This is a genomic window from Pseudomonas sp. MDT2-39-1 (assembly GCF_054898085.1).
In genome coordinates, this window is record NZ_CM142716.1 from 742,441 (window position 1) to 760,300 (window position 17,860).

Sequence of the window (17,860 nt, forward strand, 5' to 3'; positions counted from 1 at the left end):
GGCTCTATGAAAACAAAATTTCAACTAGCAATGGAAAATACCGAACCCACAGAGTTTTTCAAAGGTCAAGGACAATATTTTTCCCCAGATCCTGACTGGGGAGACCACCTCTACATCAACAACTGGCAGGGGCTTTGCGGGCACCTTAAACTGAAAGACAACCCAAATGAAATACTGCTTGAAGTATTCAGTAAATACTTAATATCGCTGAAAAATATCTATGAAGATGCGAACTCCTTACTACTAAACATCAGTTGCTACTACTCAATGCCAAAAGACACACCTTTCATGTCCGCCGATGGTTTTGATTTGGTATCAAACCTTAACAAACCAAACAAAAAAATAATCGGAGATCTATTTAGAATACTTCGTAGTGGGTACGCCAAAAAAAACGTCGGCAAACCCGTGATAAGTCTCGATCAATTCCTGTCCGAAATCAAAACAAATGGCTGTAAAGTTGACTTAGAAAAACTGTAGTACGTAAAGCAGCAAGCGAGGGAGATTGGAGGCCATCAGCTATTTTTTTTGGAGAGCAACCAAACGCGGACCAAAAGAAATAGCTTTAATTGGATCAGAGAGTATCACCCATGACAGGCGGGTGGGGACGTTGTTGAGAAACTTAGACGCGCGAAAAATAAACCCAATGAAAACCACGTTCGAAACTGCCTTAGATCAACATGAAATTTCCGATTTTTTCAAAGGAAATGGAATCTACTTTGCTAGAGGATCCGACTGGGGCGATCATCTATATGTAGGCAACTGGGCAGGAATGTGCAGCGTACTTAAAACCCAGAAAGCTGCGCAGGGCTTATTGACGACTATATTTGAAGAATACGCGAGACACCTCAATGAAAACTACGAAGACGCTGAAGGTCTACTGTCCAACATAACAGCATATTACATAACAAGACCAAAATACCCATTTCTATCCGCCGACAACTACGACCTAATCAAAAGTCTCGACAACAAAAGCAAAGAAAATATTGGCCGCCTATTTAGACTTTTAAGAAAAGAGCACGATATAAAAACCAAAGATCTACAAATGCTTTCATTCGAACAAAGACTTAAAAAACAAAAAAGCAACGGCTGCTCCATTGATCTTGAAAGTCTTTAAATGACAGAAACCCGCTCCCTTTTTTTTAAAAATCAGCCCCCTCTTTAACCGAAGCCAATTCTTATGACTGGGAACATCTTCAATGATCAGCAATTTTGAGAAAGCGCTAAACAGAGACGAATTCCCAGACTATTTCCGAGGATCCGGCATCTATTTCACAAGAGATCCTGACTGGGGAAATCAACTACACATCATCAACTGGCAAGGGCTTTGCAGCTTTCTCGAGACACAAAAAAACCCCGTGTCTATTCTAAAAAGCGCGTTTGAAAAATACGTAATTACCGTAAAAAACAGTCTAGAGGACACAAACGACCTTCTCGAAAATATAGGCTGCTATTTTTATATGCGGAAAAAGATCCCGGCCTTATCGGAAAATGGATTTGACCTAATCCGGGATATATCCAGCAAGGAAAAACTGAAAATATCTAAATGCATGGAATATCTGCGTCAACAAATAAACAAAACGACGAACGCACAGGACATCGAAGTTTACAACAGTCGACTATCAAAGCTAATTAATGATGGCGGACCAACCGACCTAGAAAATCTTTAACCATAAAGACCTCTGGAAAAAAAAGATTAATGGATTTATTTCATGACGGGAGCCTACCGATGCATTACCTGGAACTGAAAAATGCGATTCAGCGCGCCGGTTTCACCATTACCGAATTCTCGGACCAGAGAGCATTTTTCGGCTGTTGGTCACTCACTGTCGAAGGTTATGGACATTTCTACTTAATCGTCAACGAAGGACGTGAGGGCTGGATGATGTTCTATGTTAAGGATACGGATGGGGCCTTTATTGAGCTGGATAAAAAAGAATCGACCCGGATGGACGACGCTGACAGGGCGACCCAATGCCTTATCTGGCTTTCCGGCTCCCGCCCACCTCAGGAATGCAAGATCCGAAATTATTACGTAATTGCCAAAAAAGATCTTGTACCGGAGCTCCCCCATAGTTCTGAGTGGCCAAAGTTGATCGGGTATTGCTACGCCGATGACTATTTTCTTTTTTTTGAAAGCAAGGGACATGGGCTGGGTGGATCTGCTGTCCCAGCTTACAAGGCCAATAATGCTGAATGGCTGCAACTTTTCTCTGCGTTAAATGCAGAGTGGTTCTTGGAGTTACTGGAAACGTCCAAGTTCGCGTCGGAAGAAGCATTTACCCTAGCATTGACCGAAAAAATTGGCTCACTTGAAGTTCTTAAATATTAAGAAAATCCTTATTATTCAAGCACGCCCACATCCGCCCCTACCTCTTTAGGCTGTTATTTTTTGATTATTTTATAAGCTAAACTGCGATTTATTGAATCAAATCGATCGACAATTACAGGCACAAATTTAAACAACAAAAAACGGGCAATCTTATGATTGCCCGTTTTTCATCCATTCACCGCCAATAAACCCTCCCCAACCTCATACTTAACAACCACCCGATTCCTATAAAGCCGCTCACTCACCAACACCTCACTCCCCTGCCCCTTGCTCCTCACCTCCCGCCATATCTCATTCTCCCGAAACACCCGCCCACCCTCACGCAAAAACCGATGCCCAACCTGATAAACGTGATACCGATACTCCCTCACCCGGTCACACAACAACTCCCCTTCCAGCTGCTGCTCCCCAACCTTCAACTTCAACTGAAAATGCCGATCCGTCGGGTTATGCAGAACCAAATCTATGTAGTTGTAAAAAATCGCCGCCCCGGACCCGAACGGCAACACTCGCCCTTCATCAGGAAACGGATCGAAGCTGTGGTTCGAACGCTCAACCACCACCAGCGGCGAGTGAATGGCCATCCAGTGAATCAGGTTGCTCAGTTGGCAGATGCCGCCGCCGATGCCGCTGCGAGCTTCACCAAATGACAGTTCCATGCCTTCGACGTAACCGCGTTTGCGGGTCGGTCGGCCGACCAAGCGACAGAAGGAAAAGTATTCGCCGGGCGCGATGACTATGCCGTTTATTGATGACACGGCCCGTTTGAGGTTGATGACTTTGTTGTGTTGCAGCGCAATATCGGAGTTGCCGAGTTTACGAATCAGCTTGGAGGTGTGTTTGAGGTAGCGAAAGGGCAAGCGGGATTCGGCGTTGATCGAAACGGCGTATTGCCGGCTGGAGAAGCGCCAGGCTATTTGCCGAAACAGTCTTTTTTGCCACACGCGCAGCCAGTAGAGGGCCGGGTGATAAAGGGAGAGTGGTTTCATCCGTGTCAGAACGGCGGCGGCCGTTTTCATCCTTGATGTGTAAAGTGCCGCGCATCTTAACGTATTGCCGCAGGTGCGTATTGCCCCGAGGAGGTGTTCGCCCAGTGTAATGGCCTCGGCAATCCCTGCACTGGTAAAGAGCCCTGCCACTGGGCGAACGGGAAGTATTTTAATTGAAGTCGGGGAAGTTGTCCGTATACATAATCATGAAATTTATCGATACCACATGAATTAAATGTCATTTCAAATATGATTTGTACGACAACAAAAAACTCACCAGTTAGACCGTTAAAACTGATTGCTCTTATACAAAAAAGTTGTACAAGAACAATCAATATATAGAGCTAATACTCAGCTTTCGTGTTTGCTGGTCACTTTGAGGATGTCGGTGTAGGTCACTACGACACTCTGTCCAACTTTCAGGTCTTTCAGTTTTGCTTGAACTTCGGGCCTTACGACATCAATGGTCTTGGATTGGCCGGCAGGGTTTTCGAAGGTCACCTGGTTTTTCTTCAAATCGATTTTGGTGATTTTCAGCTGAACCTGCACCTGACGGTAGGCTTCGCCGCCAGGGTTGTCGCTGCCGGGAGCGGCACGGACTTCGCCAGCGCGCTCGACAGTGCCTGGCAGGCCTTTGTCGACATCCGTGTCGAGGTAGGCGGCGACGGCGCTGGTGACCTTGACGTCGACTTGATCGCCGACTTTCAGGTTGGCGAGGTTTTTCGCCTTGTCGGTCAGTTGCACATGAACCTGACGACCTTCCGGCCCTTCAAGGACGACCCGGTGATTCGCCGCATCGACCGAGACAACTTTGGTCGTGACCTGATCCGCTTCCACAACGGCAGACAGCGGAATGTCCGCAGCCATGGCGCCAAGGCTGGTGGCGGACAGCAAGGTAGCGAGGGTGATGGCTTTAGTCAGTGCGTGGAGTTTCATAAGCAATACTTTCCCTGTGATTGGTGGCAGCAGACGGCTCTGGCCCGTGGGTCAGCGCCGGCTGTGCAAATCAGCATAGACGCAGTTCAGGGAGTTTTTGCAGTTTCTTGCGCGGTGGATTCGCCTCTTTCAGTGCCCTTGCCGCTTTCTTTGCGCCGGGTCGGGTCTGTGGGGCGCAGGGCGTCGTTGTCGCGCTCGACTTCGCCGGGGGGTCGCGGTTCGTCGGGGTGTTTTGTGGTGTCGGGTGATGGGGATTTCATGATGGTTCTCCTCAGGCCTCGGGATCATTGACTTCCTGGGCGACGTTCACCGCGGGCGAGTCTTTGTGGGATTGCTCGGCCTTGGCCTTCAAGGCCTGCCATTGCTCCAGGTCGATGGCGCCCTGCCCCAGCAAGTCGTCGGCCACCCGCAGCAGTTCGCTGTAATGGGCGTCGGGGGATTGCTGCCAGTAGGCCTTGTCTTCGAACAGGCGCTGCCAGGCATCGAGGTCGGGTGGTTTTAGGTCTTCGCTCATGAGTGAGCTCCTGCGAGGCGTTCGTACGGTAGAGGCTTGGCCGGCGTTTGGAGTTCCGGGGGATTTGGCGGGGAGCAAGATCAAGAGCTCGCAGCCTCGTTTCACTCGACAGCTGCTACAGGGGTTAGTAGCCGGTCATTTCGAGGTAGCCCGTGCCGCCGTTGAATTGCACGGGGCCTTCCCAGTAAGGAATGCGCAAATCCATCCAGGCATTGGGGTTGAGCGCGGTGATGGTGATGTCGAGGTGCTTGGCGGGGATTTTGATCGACCAGCGCACCGGCATGTCACGCCCGGCGACTGTGGTGGTGTCTTGCGGTGTGAGGCTGATGTCGGTGGCGTGCAATAACTGAGTCTGGCCCTGGGCATCGATCCACGTGCCCGTGAGGTAAGGCGCGCCATCCTTTTGCCGCATGCGGTAAAGCATGACCTGTTCGCCGCTGTCCAGGTGCAGCGAAAACCAGTCCCAACCGCTTTGATTGGCGGTCAGTGGCTGGCTGCTCCACTCCCGATCAAGCCAAGCCGGACCGCTCACTTGATACGTTTTGCCGTCTATTTCCAACGCGCCGCTGGCCTGGAAAAACGGTTGGCTGTAGTAATACGACGCCTGCCCTTGTTCGGATTTTTGGCTGAAACCCTTGTCGCCCTGAAGCACCAGCGGACGTGTGGACGTCAGCCGCAATTGGTAGCTAAAGCCCTTGTCCCGAGCGCTGAGTTGAAGATCCGCCAAGGCTTCGGAGCCCTGACTGCTAAAGCGCCAATCATCGATCCAGGCATTGAACGGCGCGAGACTCACACCCGCCTGACCCACGCCGCCACGGGCGTAGCGTTCGGCCGCGTGATGGGCCGTTGCCGATGTCACGGCTGCGTGCCCCAGCCAAATGGTCTGATTGCCCCAGCCCGGTTGCTCCGAAACAGCTTTCAAGGCACTGCGAAACAACGTCCATTGCACGCCAAACTCGCGGCCCTGATCGTCCTTGAGATTGGCCGTGACGTACCACCATTCGATGCGAAAACCGTCATGCGGCCCATGATCGACCGGGAAGCTGAACACCCGACCGGGCACCACCGGGGTAAACGCGGCGGCCTCACCGCCGAGCCCGGCGAAGCCTTTATCGTCAGGCGCCGAGTTGTCGCAGCCGCTCAACAACGCCAAAAACAAGACAGCGACCTTAATCCTCATGCGCAAACGTCCTCAACAGGTCGGCCGGTTGCGTGCGATACAGCGAATACAGCGGCCACGCCGACGCCAGCAAGGTCGCGAGCAACGCCAGCCCCATCAACTGCAACAGCTGCAGCGGAAACACCCGCAGTGGCAATCGCCAGCCAAACGCTTGCACGTTGATCACCGCGTCCAGGCACCATGCCAAGGCGATCCCCAACGGCAACGCCAGCACCAGCGTCAGCACCGCCAGCAACCAGGTTTGCCCAAGGTTGAGCAGCATCAATTGCCGTCGCGTCACGCCCAGCGCCCACAGTGGGGCGAGCTGCCCGAGGCGGCTCTGGCTCTGTGTCAGCAGGCTGATGAACAGCGCCACACCGGCAACGGCCAGGGTCAGGCTGTTGAGCGCGGCGGTGGCGGCGAAGGTGCGTTCGAACACTTGCGTGGACCATCCCTTGAGCCGCGCCTGATCGACGATTCGGCTGTCGTCCAGGGTGAAGCGTGCTTGCAGCGTTTTCAGGAATGGCGGAATCAATGCCGGGTCGATGCGCAGGTTGAAACGATTGGGCGTGAGCTGCGGCCACCCGCGCAGCAGATGGTTGCCGTTCACCAGAATGTGGCCCTTGGGGTTGCCGTAGTCGGCGTAGATCCCGACGATCCGTGGCGACCACGGGCCGCCCGGCGTGGGGAGGGTCAAGTGATCGCCGAGCCGCACGTTCAAGCGCCGGGCCAGTTGTTCGCTGAGCATCAGCGCATCGTCCTTGGCCAAACGGTCCCAGGGGTTGTCGCCCAAGGCTTCCAGCAGCGGCCAATGCTGGCGATAGGTCGGGTGATCGATCACGCCGAAGATATCCGCCGGCCAGCCTTGTAGCTGGATCGATACCTGCCAGTTGGGCAGCACGGCGGTCAATGAAGGCTGCTGTTTGAGCCACGTGTGCAATTCTCGGGACTGGGCCGGGTTTTGCGGATTGATGTAGAGCTCGGCGGTCAGGCGTTGTTCGAGCCAGTCACTGAAGGTCTGGCGGAAACCGGCGGTCATGCTGCCGGCGCCGATGTTCGCCGCCAGTGCCAACAGCAGCGCCATCAGCGCCAGGCTGAGCGCCGGCAGTTGCTGACGGCAGTCGGCGAGAAACCATTGGCCAAGCACCGAATGACTGCGGCTCAACGCCAGGTTCAAGACGATATTCAGCACCACCGGCAAGGCCAGTGCGGCACCGATCAACAGCGCCGCCATCAGCACAAAACCACTGGCCAGGCTGTCCCCCCAGAACAAGGCGATGAGCGCAATGACAGCGGCCAGTGCCGCGACCCAACCCTGGCGTCGTAACCAGCGTGCGTGAGACTGATGCCAGGCTTGCGGATCGGCCAGCGCCAGCAAGGGCAAACGCGCCGCCCGCAACAAACTGCTGGCTCCGGCCAGCAGCGCGCCGAACAGACTCAGGCCCACGCCGCTGAACCACCACCACGGACTGAGGCTCAACTGCCCCGCCACTTCGGCGCCATACAAACCGCGCAGACTGGCGGCCACATCCGGCAACAGCACGCTGGCCAGCAGGTAGCCGCTGGCGACACCGGCAATGCCGCCGATCAGCGCCAGCGCACCGAGCTCAACCACCAGACAGGTAATCAGCATGCGTGCGCTGACCCCGCAAGCACGCAGGGTTCTGAGCAATCCCCGGCGTTGCTCCAGCGCCAACCCGATCGCGGCGTGAACGATGAACAAACCCACCACGAAGGACAGAAAGCCCAAGGCATCGAGGTTCAGATGAAAACTTTCAGTCAGCCGCGACAGATTGTTTTCTTCACCGCTGGTCTTGAGCTGCAACTGGCCTTTGTATTGATCGGGCAGTGCTGCGCTGAAATCCTTGGGCAACAGCAGGCGCGACAGTTGCTCCGGCAGACCAAGAATCTGCTGGGCGAAGCCGATGTCCACCAGCAACAGGCCGGGGGCCATGTCGGTTTGAACCTGCAGCGGCGGCAATGCCACGCCGCTTGCGCTCAGCGGCTGTTCACCTTCATGCAGACCCAATGTCTGCTGGGTCTGCGGCGAAATCCAGGTGCGGCCCGGCGGGGTGAAAAACTCGACAATCTGCTCGATCACCAACGTTCGCCCCGCCACCGCCGAGCCGGCCGGCAGCGACACCGGCTCGATGCCCATCAGCTGCAAACGCTGGTCTTCATGGCCCTTGAGCGTCACCCGCCCTTGCAGCACGGGTGATACCGGCCAGCCCGCGCGGCGCAGGTCAACAAACACTTGCTGGGAGAAGGTCGCGCCGCTCGGCGCGCTGAGGCTGGCCTGGGGTTCACCGCCGATCAACTGACTGGCTCGGGCATAGCTTTCCCGCGCCTGACTGTTCAGCGCTTCCACGCCGGTCAGCAAGCTGGTGGCGAGCCAGAGCCCGGTCAGCACACTGAAAAATTGCACCGGGTGCAGACGCCAATGGCTGAGCAGCGCCCGCAGCGTTTCGCGAAAGACTCGCACCTCAGCGCTCGCCCGCGCCAGCCAGACGGCCGCGGTGCAGCACTACTTTTTCCGCCAGGCGTGCTGCAACTCGATGGCTATGCGTGACCATCAACAAGCTGGTCGGGCTGTCGTCGAGCAATTCCAGCAGTAACTTCAATACCTCATCGCTGGTGGCTTCATCGAGGCTGCCGGTAGGCTCGTCGGCCAAGAGCAATTTCGGCTTCGACGCCAGGGCGCGGCCCAACGCGACTCGCTGCTGTTGCCCGCCGGAGAGCTGCTCCGGATAACGCCGCAGCAAATCACTCAACCCCAATCGCCGCACCAGATGCGCTTGCCAGCGCGGATCATGCCGCCCCGCCAGCCGCGCTTGAAACGCCAGATTGTCCTCCACACGCAAGCTGCCGATCAGGTTGAACTGCTGGAACACCAGGCCGATTTCGGTCCGGCGCCAGTTCGCCAGTTGCCCTTCGTTCATCTGCTCCAGCCGATGCTCGCCACTGCGGATGCTGCCCTGATCGACCTTGTCCAGCCCGGCGATCAAGTGCAGCAAGGTGCTTTTACCGCTGCCCGACTCGCCCATCAGCGCCAGGCTGCTGCCGGGTTTCAATGTCAGGTCGACACCTTGCAGCACCGGCAGTGGACCTTGCGGAGTGGCGTAGCTTTTGAAAACGCCTTGGACCTGAAGCATGGGCAAGCCTGTTTGATGAGCGTGGGGCAAGGATAGCGGCCTTGCATGGTTTTTGTCCGTTGCGGATTGCTGCCCTGATCGGCCGCCGCCCTAACCTCGAGACTGGTCTAACCATAACGATAAAAAACGGAGACGCCATGCCTCGTTTCACTTTAAGCCCTCGTGGCCTGCTGGCCTGCCTGATCACGGCTTGCCTGACGCAAGCGGTGTACGCCGCCGATGTACCGGCCGATGCCAGTTCGATCACCTCATCCAACAACGCCGCCGTGCTGCAGCACCTGCCTTTCAGTGACCGCACCGATTTTGAATCGGTCAGTCGCGGTTTGATCGCGCCGTTCAAGGGTCAGGTCAAGGACGCGGCCGACAAGGTCATCTGGGATATTGCGGCTTACGATTTCCTCGACAAGGCTCAGGCACCGTCTTCGGTCAACCCGAGCCTTTGGCGCCTGGCCCAGCTCAGCGCTCACGCCGGGTTGTTCGAAGTCAGCCCGAAAATCTATCAGGTGCGCGGCCTCGATGTGGCCAACATGACCATCATCGAAGGTGACGACGGGCTGATCATCATCGACCCGCTGACCATGGCCGAAACCGCCAAGGCCGCCCTGGCGCTGTATTACCAGAACCGCCCACAGAAACCGGTGGTGGCGGTGATCTACAGCCACACCCATGCCGACCATTTCGGTGGCGTGCGCGGGGTGATCGACGAGGCCGACGTCAAGGCCGGCAAGGTCAAGGTGTTCGCGCCGTCCGGTTTCATGGAACACGTGATGAGCGAGAACGTGTACGCCGGCAACGCCATGAGCCGCCGCGCGCAGTATCAGTTCGGCAGCCTGTTGCCTCGGGGTGAAAAAGGCCAGGTGGATTCGGGCATGGGCAAGAGCCTGCCCACCGGCGGCACCATCACCTTGATCGAGCCGACCGACCTGATCAGCAAGGAACTGGAAACCCGCACCATCGCCGGCATCGAGGTGGAATTCCAGCTCACGCCGGGCACCGAAGCGCCGTCGGAGATGAACCTCTACCTGCCGCAGTTGCGCGCCTTGTGCATGGCCGAAAACGCCACGCAAATGATGCACAACATCCTCACTCCGCGTGGTGCGCCCGTGCGCGATGCCAAGGCCTGGGCGCAATACCTGGACAGCAGCCTGGCGCGTTATGGCGACAAGAGCGACGTGTTGTTCGCCCAGCACAACTGGCCGACCTGGGGCGGTGAGCGGATTCGCACGTTCCTCGCCGATCAGCGCGACATGTACGCGTTTCTCAACGACCGCACCTTGCACCTGTTGAACCAGGGCCTGACGCCGATGGAAATCGCCGAGAACATGCAGAAACTGCCCGGCGCTCTCGACCAGAAGTGGTACACCCGTGGTTACTACGGTTCGCTCAGCCACAACTCGCGGGCGGTGTATCAGCGTTACATGGGTTTCTACGACGGCAACCCGGCCAACCTCAATCCGCTGCCGCCCGTGGAGACTGCCAAACGCACTGTCGAGGCCATGGGTGGTGGCGCAGCGGTTGTCGAGAAGATGCGTGCGGCGATGGCCAAGGGTGACTATCGCTGGGCGGCGCAGTTGGGCAATCAGCTGGTGTTCGCCGAACCCGACAACGTGCCGGGCCGCAGCGCCCAGGCGGATGCGCTGGAGCAGTTGGGTTATCAAAGCGAGAACGCGACCTGGCGCAACATGTACCTGACCGGGGCGATGGAATTGCGCAGCGGCGTGCCGCAGCATGCCGGCAGTTCGGTGTCGGTGGACATGGTGCGGGCGATGACGCCGGAGATGTTTTTCGATTACCTGGCGATTCGGCTCGACAGCGATAAGGCCGTGGGCCATGACCTGACGTTGAACTGGACGTTTGAAGATCAGCACAAGGATTTCAACCTGACCTTGCGCAATGGGGTGCTGACTCACCGTACAGGGCTTAATCCGGCGGCGGATGCCAGTGTGAGTTTGAGCAAGGCGACGCTCGAACAGATCAGCCTCAAACAGCTGGATTTCCCGACAGCGATGCAGAAAGGGTTGATCAAGTTGCAAGGGAACGGGAAGAAACTTGGGGAGTTGCTGACGAGCCTGGATAGCTTCAGTCCGCAGTTCAATATCGTGACGCCTTGAATGGGTGACGCGGGAAAACCGCGTCGCGCCCTTCGCGAGCAGGCTCGCTCTTACAGGGGATTTGTGAACGCCACAGATCTACTGTGGGAGCGGGCTTGCTCGCGAAAGCGTTGGGTTAGTCGACATCGATGTTAAATGTTAGTCCGCCTTCGCGAGCAAGCCCGCTCCCACAGTTGATCTGCGGTGAGCCTGGTATTTGCGTCCGGCTTCGATTCTTGTAGGAGTGAGCCTGCTCGCGATTGCGGTGGGTCAGCAGGCGTCGATGTCGGCTGGTCTGGCCCCATCGCGAGCAAGCCCGCTCCCACAGTTGATCGATGGTGAAGCTGGTATTTGCGTACGGCTGCGATCCCTTGTGTGAGCGAACTTGCTCGCGATAGCGGTCTAGCGGGTTATGCAGCAATCACTTCAACCACCGGCATCCGCCACACTTGCTCAATCACCTCCCGCCCCGGTCCATACAGCCGCAACACCAGGGTAAACGCCCCGCTCGCCGGGGTAGGTAGCCAGTTGCTCGGCGCTGGCGGTTCCGAAGGCTGCATCACCAGTGTCAACCCGCCATCCGCGTCCGCTTGCAACTGATTGCGACTGCTCAGGCAATAACGGTCAATCGAATTGGCCACCAGTTGCCGGTCTGGCAGGTCATACAGCGTCAACGACCAAAACTCGCTGACCGGCGGTAACTGCCCCGGCGTGAAGCGCAATTGGTACTGACGACCACCCAGCAGCGGCTGGCCCTGGTTGTCCTGTCGGGTGCCGGTGTAAAACGCCTCTTCCACGCTGTTGCCGTAGATGCCGACGTGCGCGGCGACGGCGCGGTTGAGGGTGTTGCCGTGCAACGCTTCGCGGGTGCCGAACAGGCCGAGGGTGGTGCGAACCTGACTCACCGCTGCTTGCAGTTGCGCCTGCACATCCTGAATCCCGGCGATCAAGGCCTGACGCGTTTCCACCGGTAGTGCCGCGACATCGAAACCCTGGCCGGGCACGATGCCGATACGCGCGAATCGTGCACGCAAAGCCTCTTCGGATGGATGAGTCGGACACATCGTAAGGATCTGGTTCAGCGCCGTGATGAACGACGGCCCCAACCCGGTTTTGCTGTCCCACACCGGCCACGCAATCGCGGGCGCCGCGGCAGGTGCCGGACTGCCGGTGTACTCATGCAGCGCACGCAATCGATAGTGCTGCTGCAACGCGCGCACCGCCGGCAAGTCATCAGCATTTTTCAAACCGGTACGCCCGAGCACCATGACAATCTCGGTCTCGCTGCGCAGCACGGCCTTGATACCGGCCGGTGTCGGCCCTTGCCAGTCAGGCCCGGCGATCAGGTAGTCCTCCGCCTCGCGCCCGGTGCTGAGCACGCCGATGTAGGCAAAATTGTGGGTGTACTGGTCGACCAATTGGTGAACGTAGTAACGATCATCGTCGACCGCCGGCACGCTCAACACTTGCGGTTCGCTGCGCAGATCCAGCCAGGCCCAGGAGTACGGCGTGTCGTTGTTCGGCGTGACGATTTCGCGGTTTTTCGGGGTGTACAACTCGCTGTAATGACGGAAGCGATTGAACCCGCCGACGTATTCCGGTGCGGCAGGGTTGAGCAGCTGTTTTTCCAAGGTCTGATAGTGCATCAGCATCGGGTAGGCGTAGATCCACGCCTCCCGAGTGATGGCCCGAGTGTCGTCCGCGTCGGCGGCCAGCAACCAGCGTGGAAACATCAGACTTCCTCCCAGCACACCCATGCCACCGAGTACGCGACGACGACTGAAGATCAGGTTCATGGCTCGACCCTCGCGATCGTCGGCATCCGATAACTGCCGTCCAGCGCTTCGGGTTTGGGCAGGTACAAGCGCAGCAACAGATTGAACGGGCCTTCAGGCGTCGGCAGCCAGTTGCCCTGATGCGTTTGCGCTGGCGCGGTGGGTTGCAGAATCAGGGTCAGGCCGCCGTCAGCGTCGTAGTGCAAACCGGGACTGCGATCGCCCAAGGCGTAACGCTGAATCGGGTTGGCCGCGAGCAATTGGGTTTTGCTGTCGTACAGGGTCAATGACCAGAAGGCATTCACCGGCGGCAACTGGCCGGCGGGGAAATGCAGGCGATAGCTTTTGCTGCCGTCCAGTGTCTGGCCCTGCGCATCGTGCAACGCCATCGGGTAGACCGCTTCCACCGGATCGTTGGCGTAGATGTAGCGCCACGCCACCGCCGCTCGGGTCAGGTCATCGTCGCCGAATTTGCCGACATTGGTCGGCGAGCGGAACCAGCCCTGCTGCTCCACCGATAGCTGGCTCGAGGCGGCACGGACTTGTTCGCGGCCGGCCTCTGCGCCTTGAGCGATTGCTTCGATCAAGTCCATCGGCGGTTGGAAGGCTGCGCCGGGCTTCACGCCAATGGCAGCGAAACGCTGCAGCTTCGAGCGTTCACCGGGTGTCCATTCATGCAGCGGCGCCAAGGCATTGAAGGTGCCGAGCAGCGCCTGCGCCGGTCCATGTTTCGTCTCCTGATACGGCGGCAATTGCAGCGGGGCCAACGCTTCGGGCGCCGCTCCACCGAACGTTTTGGATAACGGTTGCAGCGCATAGCCCGTCAGCACTTTTGCCGCATCTTTCTGGTCGGCTTCGCCCTTGACCTCGGTGCGCCCGAGCAGGAACACCAGCCGACTCGGCGAGCGAATCAAGCCGCTGAATCCCGCCGGCATGTCGCCCTGCCAGTCCGGTCCGGCGATCAGGTAACGTCCCGCCTGGTTGCCCGTGGCGCGAGTACCGATGTAATCGAGGTTGTCGGTGCGCATGTCGACCAGTTGGAAGCTGTAATAACGCCCTTCCACCGCTGGCACTTGCAGAACCATGGGCTCGCCGCGCAGGTCGAGCAAGGCCCGGGAATAGAACGTGTCGTTGTTCGGCGACACCACTTTTTTGTCCTGCGGCCCGAGCAATCGCGGTTCGCTGTAGAGCCGGTTGAACGGCAATTTGGCGGCGATGGCGGTGAGCACTTTGTCGTGCTCGACGGTGGCGTAGGCGAAAACGTAAGCCTCTTGCGCCAGTGCCCTGGCCTGGGTTGGATCGAGGGTTGCAGCGTGAACAGAGCCCAGGCTTGCGCCCAGGGCGAGAGCGGATATCCAGTAGCGCACGGCAGGTCTCCTGGTAGATAAACATCGGCACACACCGTTCCCTGTGGGAGCGGGCTTGCTCGCGAAGGCGGTGTGTCAGGCAACTTTGATGGTGACTGACACAACGCCTTCGCGAGCAAGCCCGCTCCCACATTAGGTTTATGGGGTGCTTGAAATCGCGGTTACTTGGCCCAGCGGCGCAAATCCGATGGGGTGTAATCATCGGTCTTGGCAGCGAAGCCGACGCGCATCGGTTCGGTCTCTTCGTTGGCCAGGCCACCGGCGTAGTAGCGGCCGGAAATCAGGTCGTAGGAGGTTTCCAGCACGTTGTAGGTGAAGCCGTGGTCGTACTGCTGAATCGCGTGCAGTTCACCACTGCGCCACAGTTCTCCGCGACTGTCGTACTGGTCCGACTGCGCGATCTGCCAGCTGTCCTCGTCCACATAGAACCGGCGCTTGGCGTAGATGTGCCGGGCGTTGGGCTTGAGCGTGGCTTCCACCACCCACACCCGGTGTTTCTCATAACGCGCCAGATCCTGATTGATGTGATTGGGTTTGATCACCTCGTCATACTTGAGCCCGTGGCTGCCAATCTTGTAGCTGTTGTAAGGGATGAACAGCTCCTGTTTGCCGATCAGTTTCCAGTCGAAACGGTCCGGCGCACCGTTGTAGCCGTCGATGTTGTCGGCGGTGATCAGGCCGTTGCTGTAACGGGCGCTGTTGTCATACGCAATCATCGGTGCGCGACGCACCCGACGCTGGCCCGGCAGGTATTGCCACGCCGAACGCGGCTCGGCGACCTGGTCGATCGGTTCATGCACCAGCACCGCTTCGCCGGACAGACGCGCCGGTTCCAGCACGCGGCTCTTGAACATGAACAGGATATTGGCGCCCGTTTCCAGCCCGCCCACAGTGTCCGCGAAGTTGATCAGCGACTGGTTGCGCACGTAACTGGTGGCGCCGTTTTCACGCACCAATGCCGAGCTGCTGATGCGCTCGTAACTGCCGCCGCGATAGCGGGTCATGTGGTTCCACATCACCTCCAGACCTTCGGTGGGCAGCGGGAATGGAATGCCCCGGGCGTAATCGTGCAAGCCGTTGCCGCCGTCGGCCAGGCTTGTTTTGGCGACATTGTCGCGGCTCTGCGCCAGCACATCCTTGGGCAGATTGGCGCTGCGGTGCGTCGGGTAAATGTTCATCTTGTAGCTGTCGGGAAAACGCTTGAACAACGCGATCTGCCCAGGGCTGAGAAACTTCTGATACTGCGCGGCGTTCTTCGAATCGATGGTGAACAACGGCTTCTCAGCGGCATACGGATCGCTGTAACCGCCCTTGCTATCGACGGTGCCGGCGTTGCTCGCCAGGCCTCCGCTCCAGGCCGGAATGCTGCCGTCGGCGTTGGCCGCCATTTCCGAACCCATGGGGGTCAGGGTTTTGCCAAGGGCGGCGGAATCGGTGCCTTTGGCCTGAGCCAGGCCGACGGTGCAGGCCAGCGCCAGCACGCACAATTGCATACGCATATCGGTTCTCCTTAGAAGTCTGCCTTGAAGCTGACGGATGCGAAGTCGCGGTCGTCGAGGGTGCTGTAGTCGTTGGAACCGAAGAACGCGTTGTAGGCCAGTTCCACGCTGTAATCGTTCATGTAAATGCCGGTCAGGCTCAGGCCCAGGGCTTGCTGACCTTCCTGAAACGGTCCTTGCGGATCGTAGGAATAACCCGAGACGTCATGCCGCCAGTTGACCGCCGGAATCAGGTTGATCCCGGGCAGCACGTCGCTGTATTCGAGGCTCGCGCGCAGGCGATAACCCCACGACCAATCGGTGGCGAACCCCTTGTCGGTGCAGTACTGATTGGTCACGCCAGAGGCCACGGTGTTGCAAGTCGTGCCGTTGCGCGGCGCACTGCGGCCGAACGCGGCGTTGCGCCCCAGACGCTCGTCGCCAAGATCGTCGATGTGCACGACACCGGCCTCACCGAACAGGCTCAAACGGGTCGCGCCCAGGATGTGGTCGAAGGCCTGGGTCGCCGAGCCGGTCATCTGCCACACGCCTTTGCGCACCCAGCCGTCGTAGCGGCTGCCGCCGTTGGTGTTGAACCCCGGTGGCAAGTCGACCCAGGAACTGCCGCCCGGCCCGGAAATCACCGCGACGTTGATGTCCGGTGCGTTGATCGCCAGTGGCATGTTCGGCCGATAGCTCAACTCACCGGCCAGGGAAATGCCGCTGTTGGGTTCGACGCCATTCAGGCTGATGCCGTACAGGCGAATGTTCTCCGGAAACGCTGCTGCGTAGCTCGGCGCCTGAATACCACCGGGAAAGGTGCCTGACAGGCTGGTGTTCCTCGCATCAAGGGTGAAATACGGCAGCCGCGAGTGATAGTTGATGAAGTAGATCGAGGCTTCGGCATCGTTCAGCGCGTGGATCATGTTGCGCAGGGCGAAGCCGAACTGGCCGTTATCGGACGGCGATTCGTTGCCTCGTGAAGTGGCGTACAAGCCAGCAGCCTGCATTTGTTGATCGGTCTGCAGCTGGCTCAGATACAACGGCCCGCAACCCTTCTGGATCGCATCGCTGCTGGCGAAGAACGTGCCGCAACCGTCGAGTACGCTGGGGCGCCAGTTGTATTGGTAGAAGCCTTCGAGGTTGAGGCTGTCGGTCAGGCCGAAGCTGAACGACACCATCTCCACCGGCAACTGCCCTTCCTTGATTTCCACGCCCGGGCGGTTGAACGCCGAGACGTCCAGCGGGTTGATCACGTTGATGCCGTTCTGGATCAACAGCGACTCGCCCCACGACAACACCTGGTTGCCGACCTTCACCGTCAACGGGCGTTCGGCCACCTGAAAATCCTTCCAGACATAGGCGTCAAGCATCTCGAAGCCCTTGAACTTCGACAGGTCGTCCCACCCCGAATCGTCAAAATCCTTGAACCGGCCTTTGCGGGTTTCATAGGCGTGGTCGTACCAGTATTTGAAGCGTATGAACGCGCCCTGGCCCTGGCCATCGAGACTGAAATCGGTGAGGCCCTTGAAGGTCTGCGAAATGGGATCGCCCTTCTCGAAGTTCAGCCGATTATCGTCGGCGCTGACGCTGCTGCCGTTGGCGCGCACGCGTTGGGCTTGCAGGGCATTGGCGCGGGTCATCAGGCTTTTGTCGGGGTTCTGCGTCGACCAACTGCTGCCCACGGACAACGTGGTTTTGGTCGACAAGCTCCAGTCTTCGTTAATGTCGAAACTGGTGGCGTAACTCGGACTTGTCAGGACAGCAAGAATCGCCAGCGCAAGGGGTTGCGGGCGGGTGTGGCCAAGCCGATGCGGTCGCTGGAGGACTGCGGCTGTGGCCGAGCTTGTTCTTATCATTATTAGGCTCCGGTCAGGATTACTCAGCCCGGACACGGTGCCCAACAATCCACCGCTACACGCAAGCGATGGCCGACAAAAAATAATCATCACGGTGCATCTCGGTGTCTTTGATGACCTCTTCGCGGGCAAGCCTCGCTCCTACAGACCGATGAGTTTCTGTAGGAGCGAGGCTTGCCCGCGAAGACGGCCGTGAAATCGCTTCCGCCAGC

16 protein-coding genes are annotated in these 17,860 nt (G+C 58.1%); 5 read left to right on the forward strand and 11 right to left on the reverse strand.

Annotated features, from left to right (window positions below; translation table 11 throughout):
* Nucleotides 1-6 precede the first annotated feature (6 nt).
* From ACYZTM_RS03790 to ACYZTM_RS03805, 4 genes are all read left to right on the forward strand, one after another.
* Nucleotides 7-477 carry a hypothetical protein gene (locus ACYZTM_RS03790; RefSeq protein WP_461987137.1) on the forward strand — a complete coding sequence of 157 codons (471 nt, stop codon included), beginning with the start codon at nucleotides 7-9 and terminating at the stop codon, nucleotides 475-477.
* A 25-nt stretch (nucleotides 478-502) separates the two neighbouring features.
* Nucleotides 503-1,114, forward strand: a complete 612-nt coding sequence (locus tag ACYZTM_RS03795) for a hypothetical protein (protein WP_461987139.1) — start codon at nucleotides 503-505, stop codon at nucleotides 1,112-1,114.
* Between the two features lie 82 nt (nucleotides 1,115-1,196).
* Nucleotides 1,197-1,667, forward strand: a complete 471-nt coding sequence (locus tag ACYZTM_RS03800) for a hypothetical protein (RefSeq protein WP_461987141.1) — start codon at nucleotides 1,197-1,199, stop codon at nucleotides 1,665-1,667.
* A gap of 59 nt (nucleotides 1,668-1,726) precedes the next feature.
* Nucleotides 1,727-2,329: a hypothetical protein gene (locus ACYZTM_RS03805; protein ID WP_461987143.1), complete on the forward strand. Its 603-nt coding sequence runs from the start codon at nucleotides 1,727-1,729 to the stop codon at nucleotides 2,327-2,329.
* A gap of 167 nt (nucleotides 2,330-2,496) precedes the next feature.
* On the opposite strand, the gene ACYZTM_RS03810 is transcribed toward ACYZTM_RS03805, so the two are convergent.
* The 7 genes from ACYZTM_RS03810 to ACYZTM_RS03840 all read right to left on the reverse strand — a co-directional run bounded on the left by ACYZTM_RS03810 (nucleotide 2,497) and on the right by ACYZTM_RS03840 (nucleotide 9,079).
* On the reverse strand, nucleotides 2,497-3,318 hold the full coding sequence (locus ACYZTM_RS03810) for a VanW family protein (RefSeq protein WP_461989097.1): 822 nt from the start codon (nucleotides 3,316-3,318) through the stop codon (nucleotides 2,497-2,499).
* A 351-nt stretch (nucleotides 3,319-3,669) separates the two neighbouring features.
* Nucleotides 3,670-4,254, reverse strand: a complete 585-nt coding sequence (locus tag ACYZTM_RS03815; RefSeq protein WP_461987145.1) for a hypothetical protein — start codon at nucleotides 4,252-4,254, stop codon at nucleotides 3,670-3,672.
* Nucleotides 4,255-4,340: 86 nt separating this feature from the next.
* Nucleotides 4,341-4,514, reverse strand: a complete 174-nt coding sequence (locus ACYZTM_RS03820; protein WP_461987147.1) for a hypothetical protein — start codon at nucleotides 4,512-4,514, stop codon at nucleotides 4,341-4,343.
* Between the two features lie 11 nt (nucleotides 4,515-4,525).
* The gene (locus ACYZTM_RS03825; protein ID WP_461987149.1) at nucleotides 4,526-4,768 is read right to left on the reverse strand and encodes a hypothetical protein; all 243 of its coding nucleotides are present in this window, start codon (nucleotides 4,766-4,768) and stop codon (nucleotides 4,526-4,528) included.
* A 124-nt stretch (nucleotides 4,769-4,892) separates the two neighbouring features.
* Nucleotides 4,893-5,948, reverse strand: a complete 1,056-nt coding sequence (locus tag ACYZTM_RS03830; protein ID WP_461987150.1) for a lipocalin-like domain-containing protein — start codon at nucleotides 5,946-5,948, stop codon at nucleotides 4,893-4,895.
* Nucleotides 5,938-8,409, reverse strand: coding sequence for an ABC transporter permease (locus tag ACYZTM_RS03835; protein WP_461987152.1), 2,472 nt, complete (start codon nucleotides 8,407-8,409; stop codon nucleotides 5,938-5,940). Before ACYZTM_RS03835 ends, ACYZTM_RS03830 begins: the two co-directional genes overlap by 11 nt.
* 1 nt (nucleotide 8,410) lies before the next feature.
* The gene (locus ACYZTM_RS03840; RefSeq protein ID WP_131062647.1) at nucleotides 8,411-9,079 is read right to left on the reverse strand and encodes an ABC transporter ATP-binding protein; all 669 of its coding nucleotides are present in this window, start codon (nucleotides 9,077-9,079) and stop codon (nucleotides 8,411-8,413) included.
* Nucleotides 9,080-9,216: 137 nt separating this feature from the next.
* On the opposite strand from ACYZTM_RS03840, the gene ACYZTM_RS03845 reads away from it, so the two are divergent.
* Nucleotides 9,217-11,190 (forward strand): alkyl/aryl-sulfatase, encoded by a 1,974-nt coding sequence (locus ACYZTM_RS03845; protein WP_461987154.1) that lies wholly within the window; start codon nucleotides 9,217-9,219, stop codon nucleotides 11,188-11,190.
* A 389-nt stretch (nucleotides 11,191-11,579) separates the two neighbouring features.
* Here ACYZTM_RS03845 and ACYZTM_RS03850 read toward each other — a convergent pair whose 3' ends face one another.
* From ACYZTM_RS03850 to ACYZTM_RS03865, 4 genes are all read right to left on the reverse strand, one after another.
* Complete coding sequence (locus tag ACYZTM_RS03850) at nucleotides 11,580-12,965, reverse strand: DUF1254 domain-containing protein (RefSeq protein WP_461987156.1); 1,386 nt, start codon at nucleotides 12,963-12,965, stop codon at nucleotides 11,580-11,582.
* The gene (locus tag ACYZTM_RS03855; RefSeq protein ID WP_461987158.1) at nucleotides 12,962-14,311 is read right to left on the reverse strand and encodes a DUF1254 domain-containing protein; all 1,350 of its coding nucleotides are present in this window, start codon (nucleotides 14,309-14,311) and stop codon (nucleotides 12,962-12,964) included. Before ACYZTM_RS03855 ends, ACYZTM_RS03850 begins: the two co-directional genes overlap by 4 nt.
* A 161-nt stretch (nucleotides 14,312-14,472) precedes the next feature.
* Nucleotides 14,473-15,810 (reverse strand): DUF1329 domain-containing protein, encoded by a 1,338-nt coding sequence (locus tag ACYZTM_RS03860; protein ID WP_131062643.1) that lies wholly within the window; start codon nucleotides 15,808-15,810, stop codon nucleotides 14,473-14,475.
* Between the two features lie 11 nt (nucleotides 15,811-15,821).
* The gene (locus ACYZTM_RS03865) at nucleotides 15,822-17,648 is read right to left on the reverse strand and encodes a DUF1302 domain-containing protein (protein ID WP_461987160.1); all 1,827 of its coding nucleotides are present in this window, start codon (nucleotides 17,646-17,648) and stop codon (nucleotides 15,822-15,824) included.
* Nucleotides 17,649-17,860 lie beyond the last annotated feature (212 nt).

What these genes read in the sequence shown, in the direction of transcription:
- ACYZTM_RS03830 (WP_461987150.1), bottom strand. Translation starts at nt 5,948, where the DNA reads ATGAGGATTAAGGTCGCTGTCTTGTTTTTGGCGTTGTTGAGCGGCTGC.
- ACYZTM_RS03820 (WP_461987147.1), bottom strand. Translation starts at nt 4,514, where the DNA reads ATGAAATCCCCATCACCCGACACCACAAAACACCCCGACGAACCGCGA.
- ACYZTM_RS03800 (WP_461987141.1), top strand. Translation starts at nt 1,197, where the DNA reads ATGATCAGCAATTTTGAGAAAGCGCTAAACAGAGACGAATTCCCAGAC.
- ACYZTM_RS03825 (WP_461987149.1), bottom strand. Translation starts at nt 4,768, where the DNA reads ATGAGCGAAGACCTAAAACCACCCGACCTCGATGCCTGGCAGCGCCTG.
- ACYZTM_RS03840 (WP_131062647.1), bottom strand. Translation starts at nt 9,079, where the DNA reads ATGCTTCAGGTCCAAGGCGTTTTCAAAAGCTACGCCACTCCGCAAGGT.
- ACYZTM_RS03810 (WP_461989097.1), bottom strand. Translation starts at nt 3,318, where the DNA reads ATGAAACCACTCTCCCTTTATCACCCGGCCCTCTACTGGCTGCGCGTG.
- ACYZTM_RS03845 (WP_461987154.1), top strand. Translation starts at nt 9,217, where the DNA reads ATGCCTCGTTTCACTTTAAGCCCTCGTGGCCTGCTGGCCTGCCTGATC.
- ACYZTM_RS03815 (WP_461987145.1), bottom strand. Translation starts at nt 4,254, where the DNA reads ATGAAACTCCACGCACTGACTAAAGCCATCACCCTCGCTACCTTGCTG.
- ACYZTM_RS03865 (WP_461987160.1), bottom strand. Translation starts at nt 17,648, where the DNA reads ATGATAAGAACAAGCTCGGCCACAGCCGCAGTCCTCCAGCGACCGCAT.
- ACYZTM_RS03850 (WP_461987156.1), bottom strand. Translation starts at nt 12,965, where the DNA reads ATGAACCTGATCTTCAGTCGTCGTCGCGTACTCGGTGGCATGGGTGTG.
- ACYZTM_RS03860 (WP_131062643.1), bottom strand. Translation starts at nt 15,810, where the DNA reads ATGCGTATGCAATTGTGCGTGCTGGCGCTGGCCTGCACCGTCGGCCTG.
- ACYZTM_RS03805 (WP_461987143.1), top strand. Translation starts at nt 1,727, where the DNA reads ATGCATTACCTGGAACTGAAAAATGCGATTCAGCGCGCCGGTTTCACC.
- ACYZTM_RS03790 (WP_461987137.1), top strand. Translation starts at nt 7, where the DNA reads ATGAAAACAAAATTTCAACTAGCAATGGAAAATACCGAACCCACAGAG.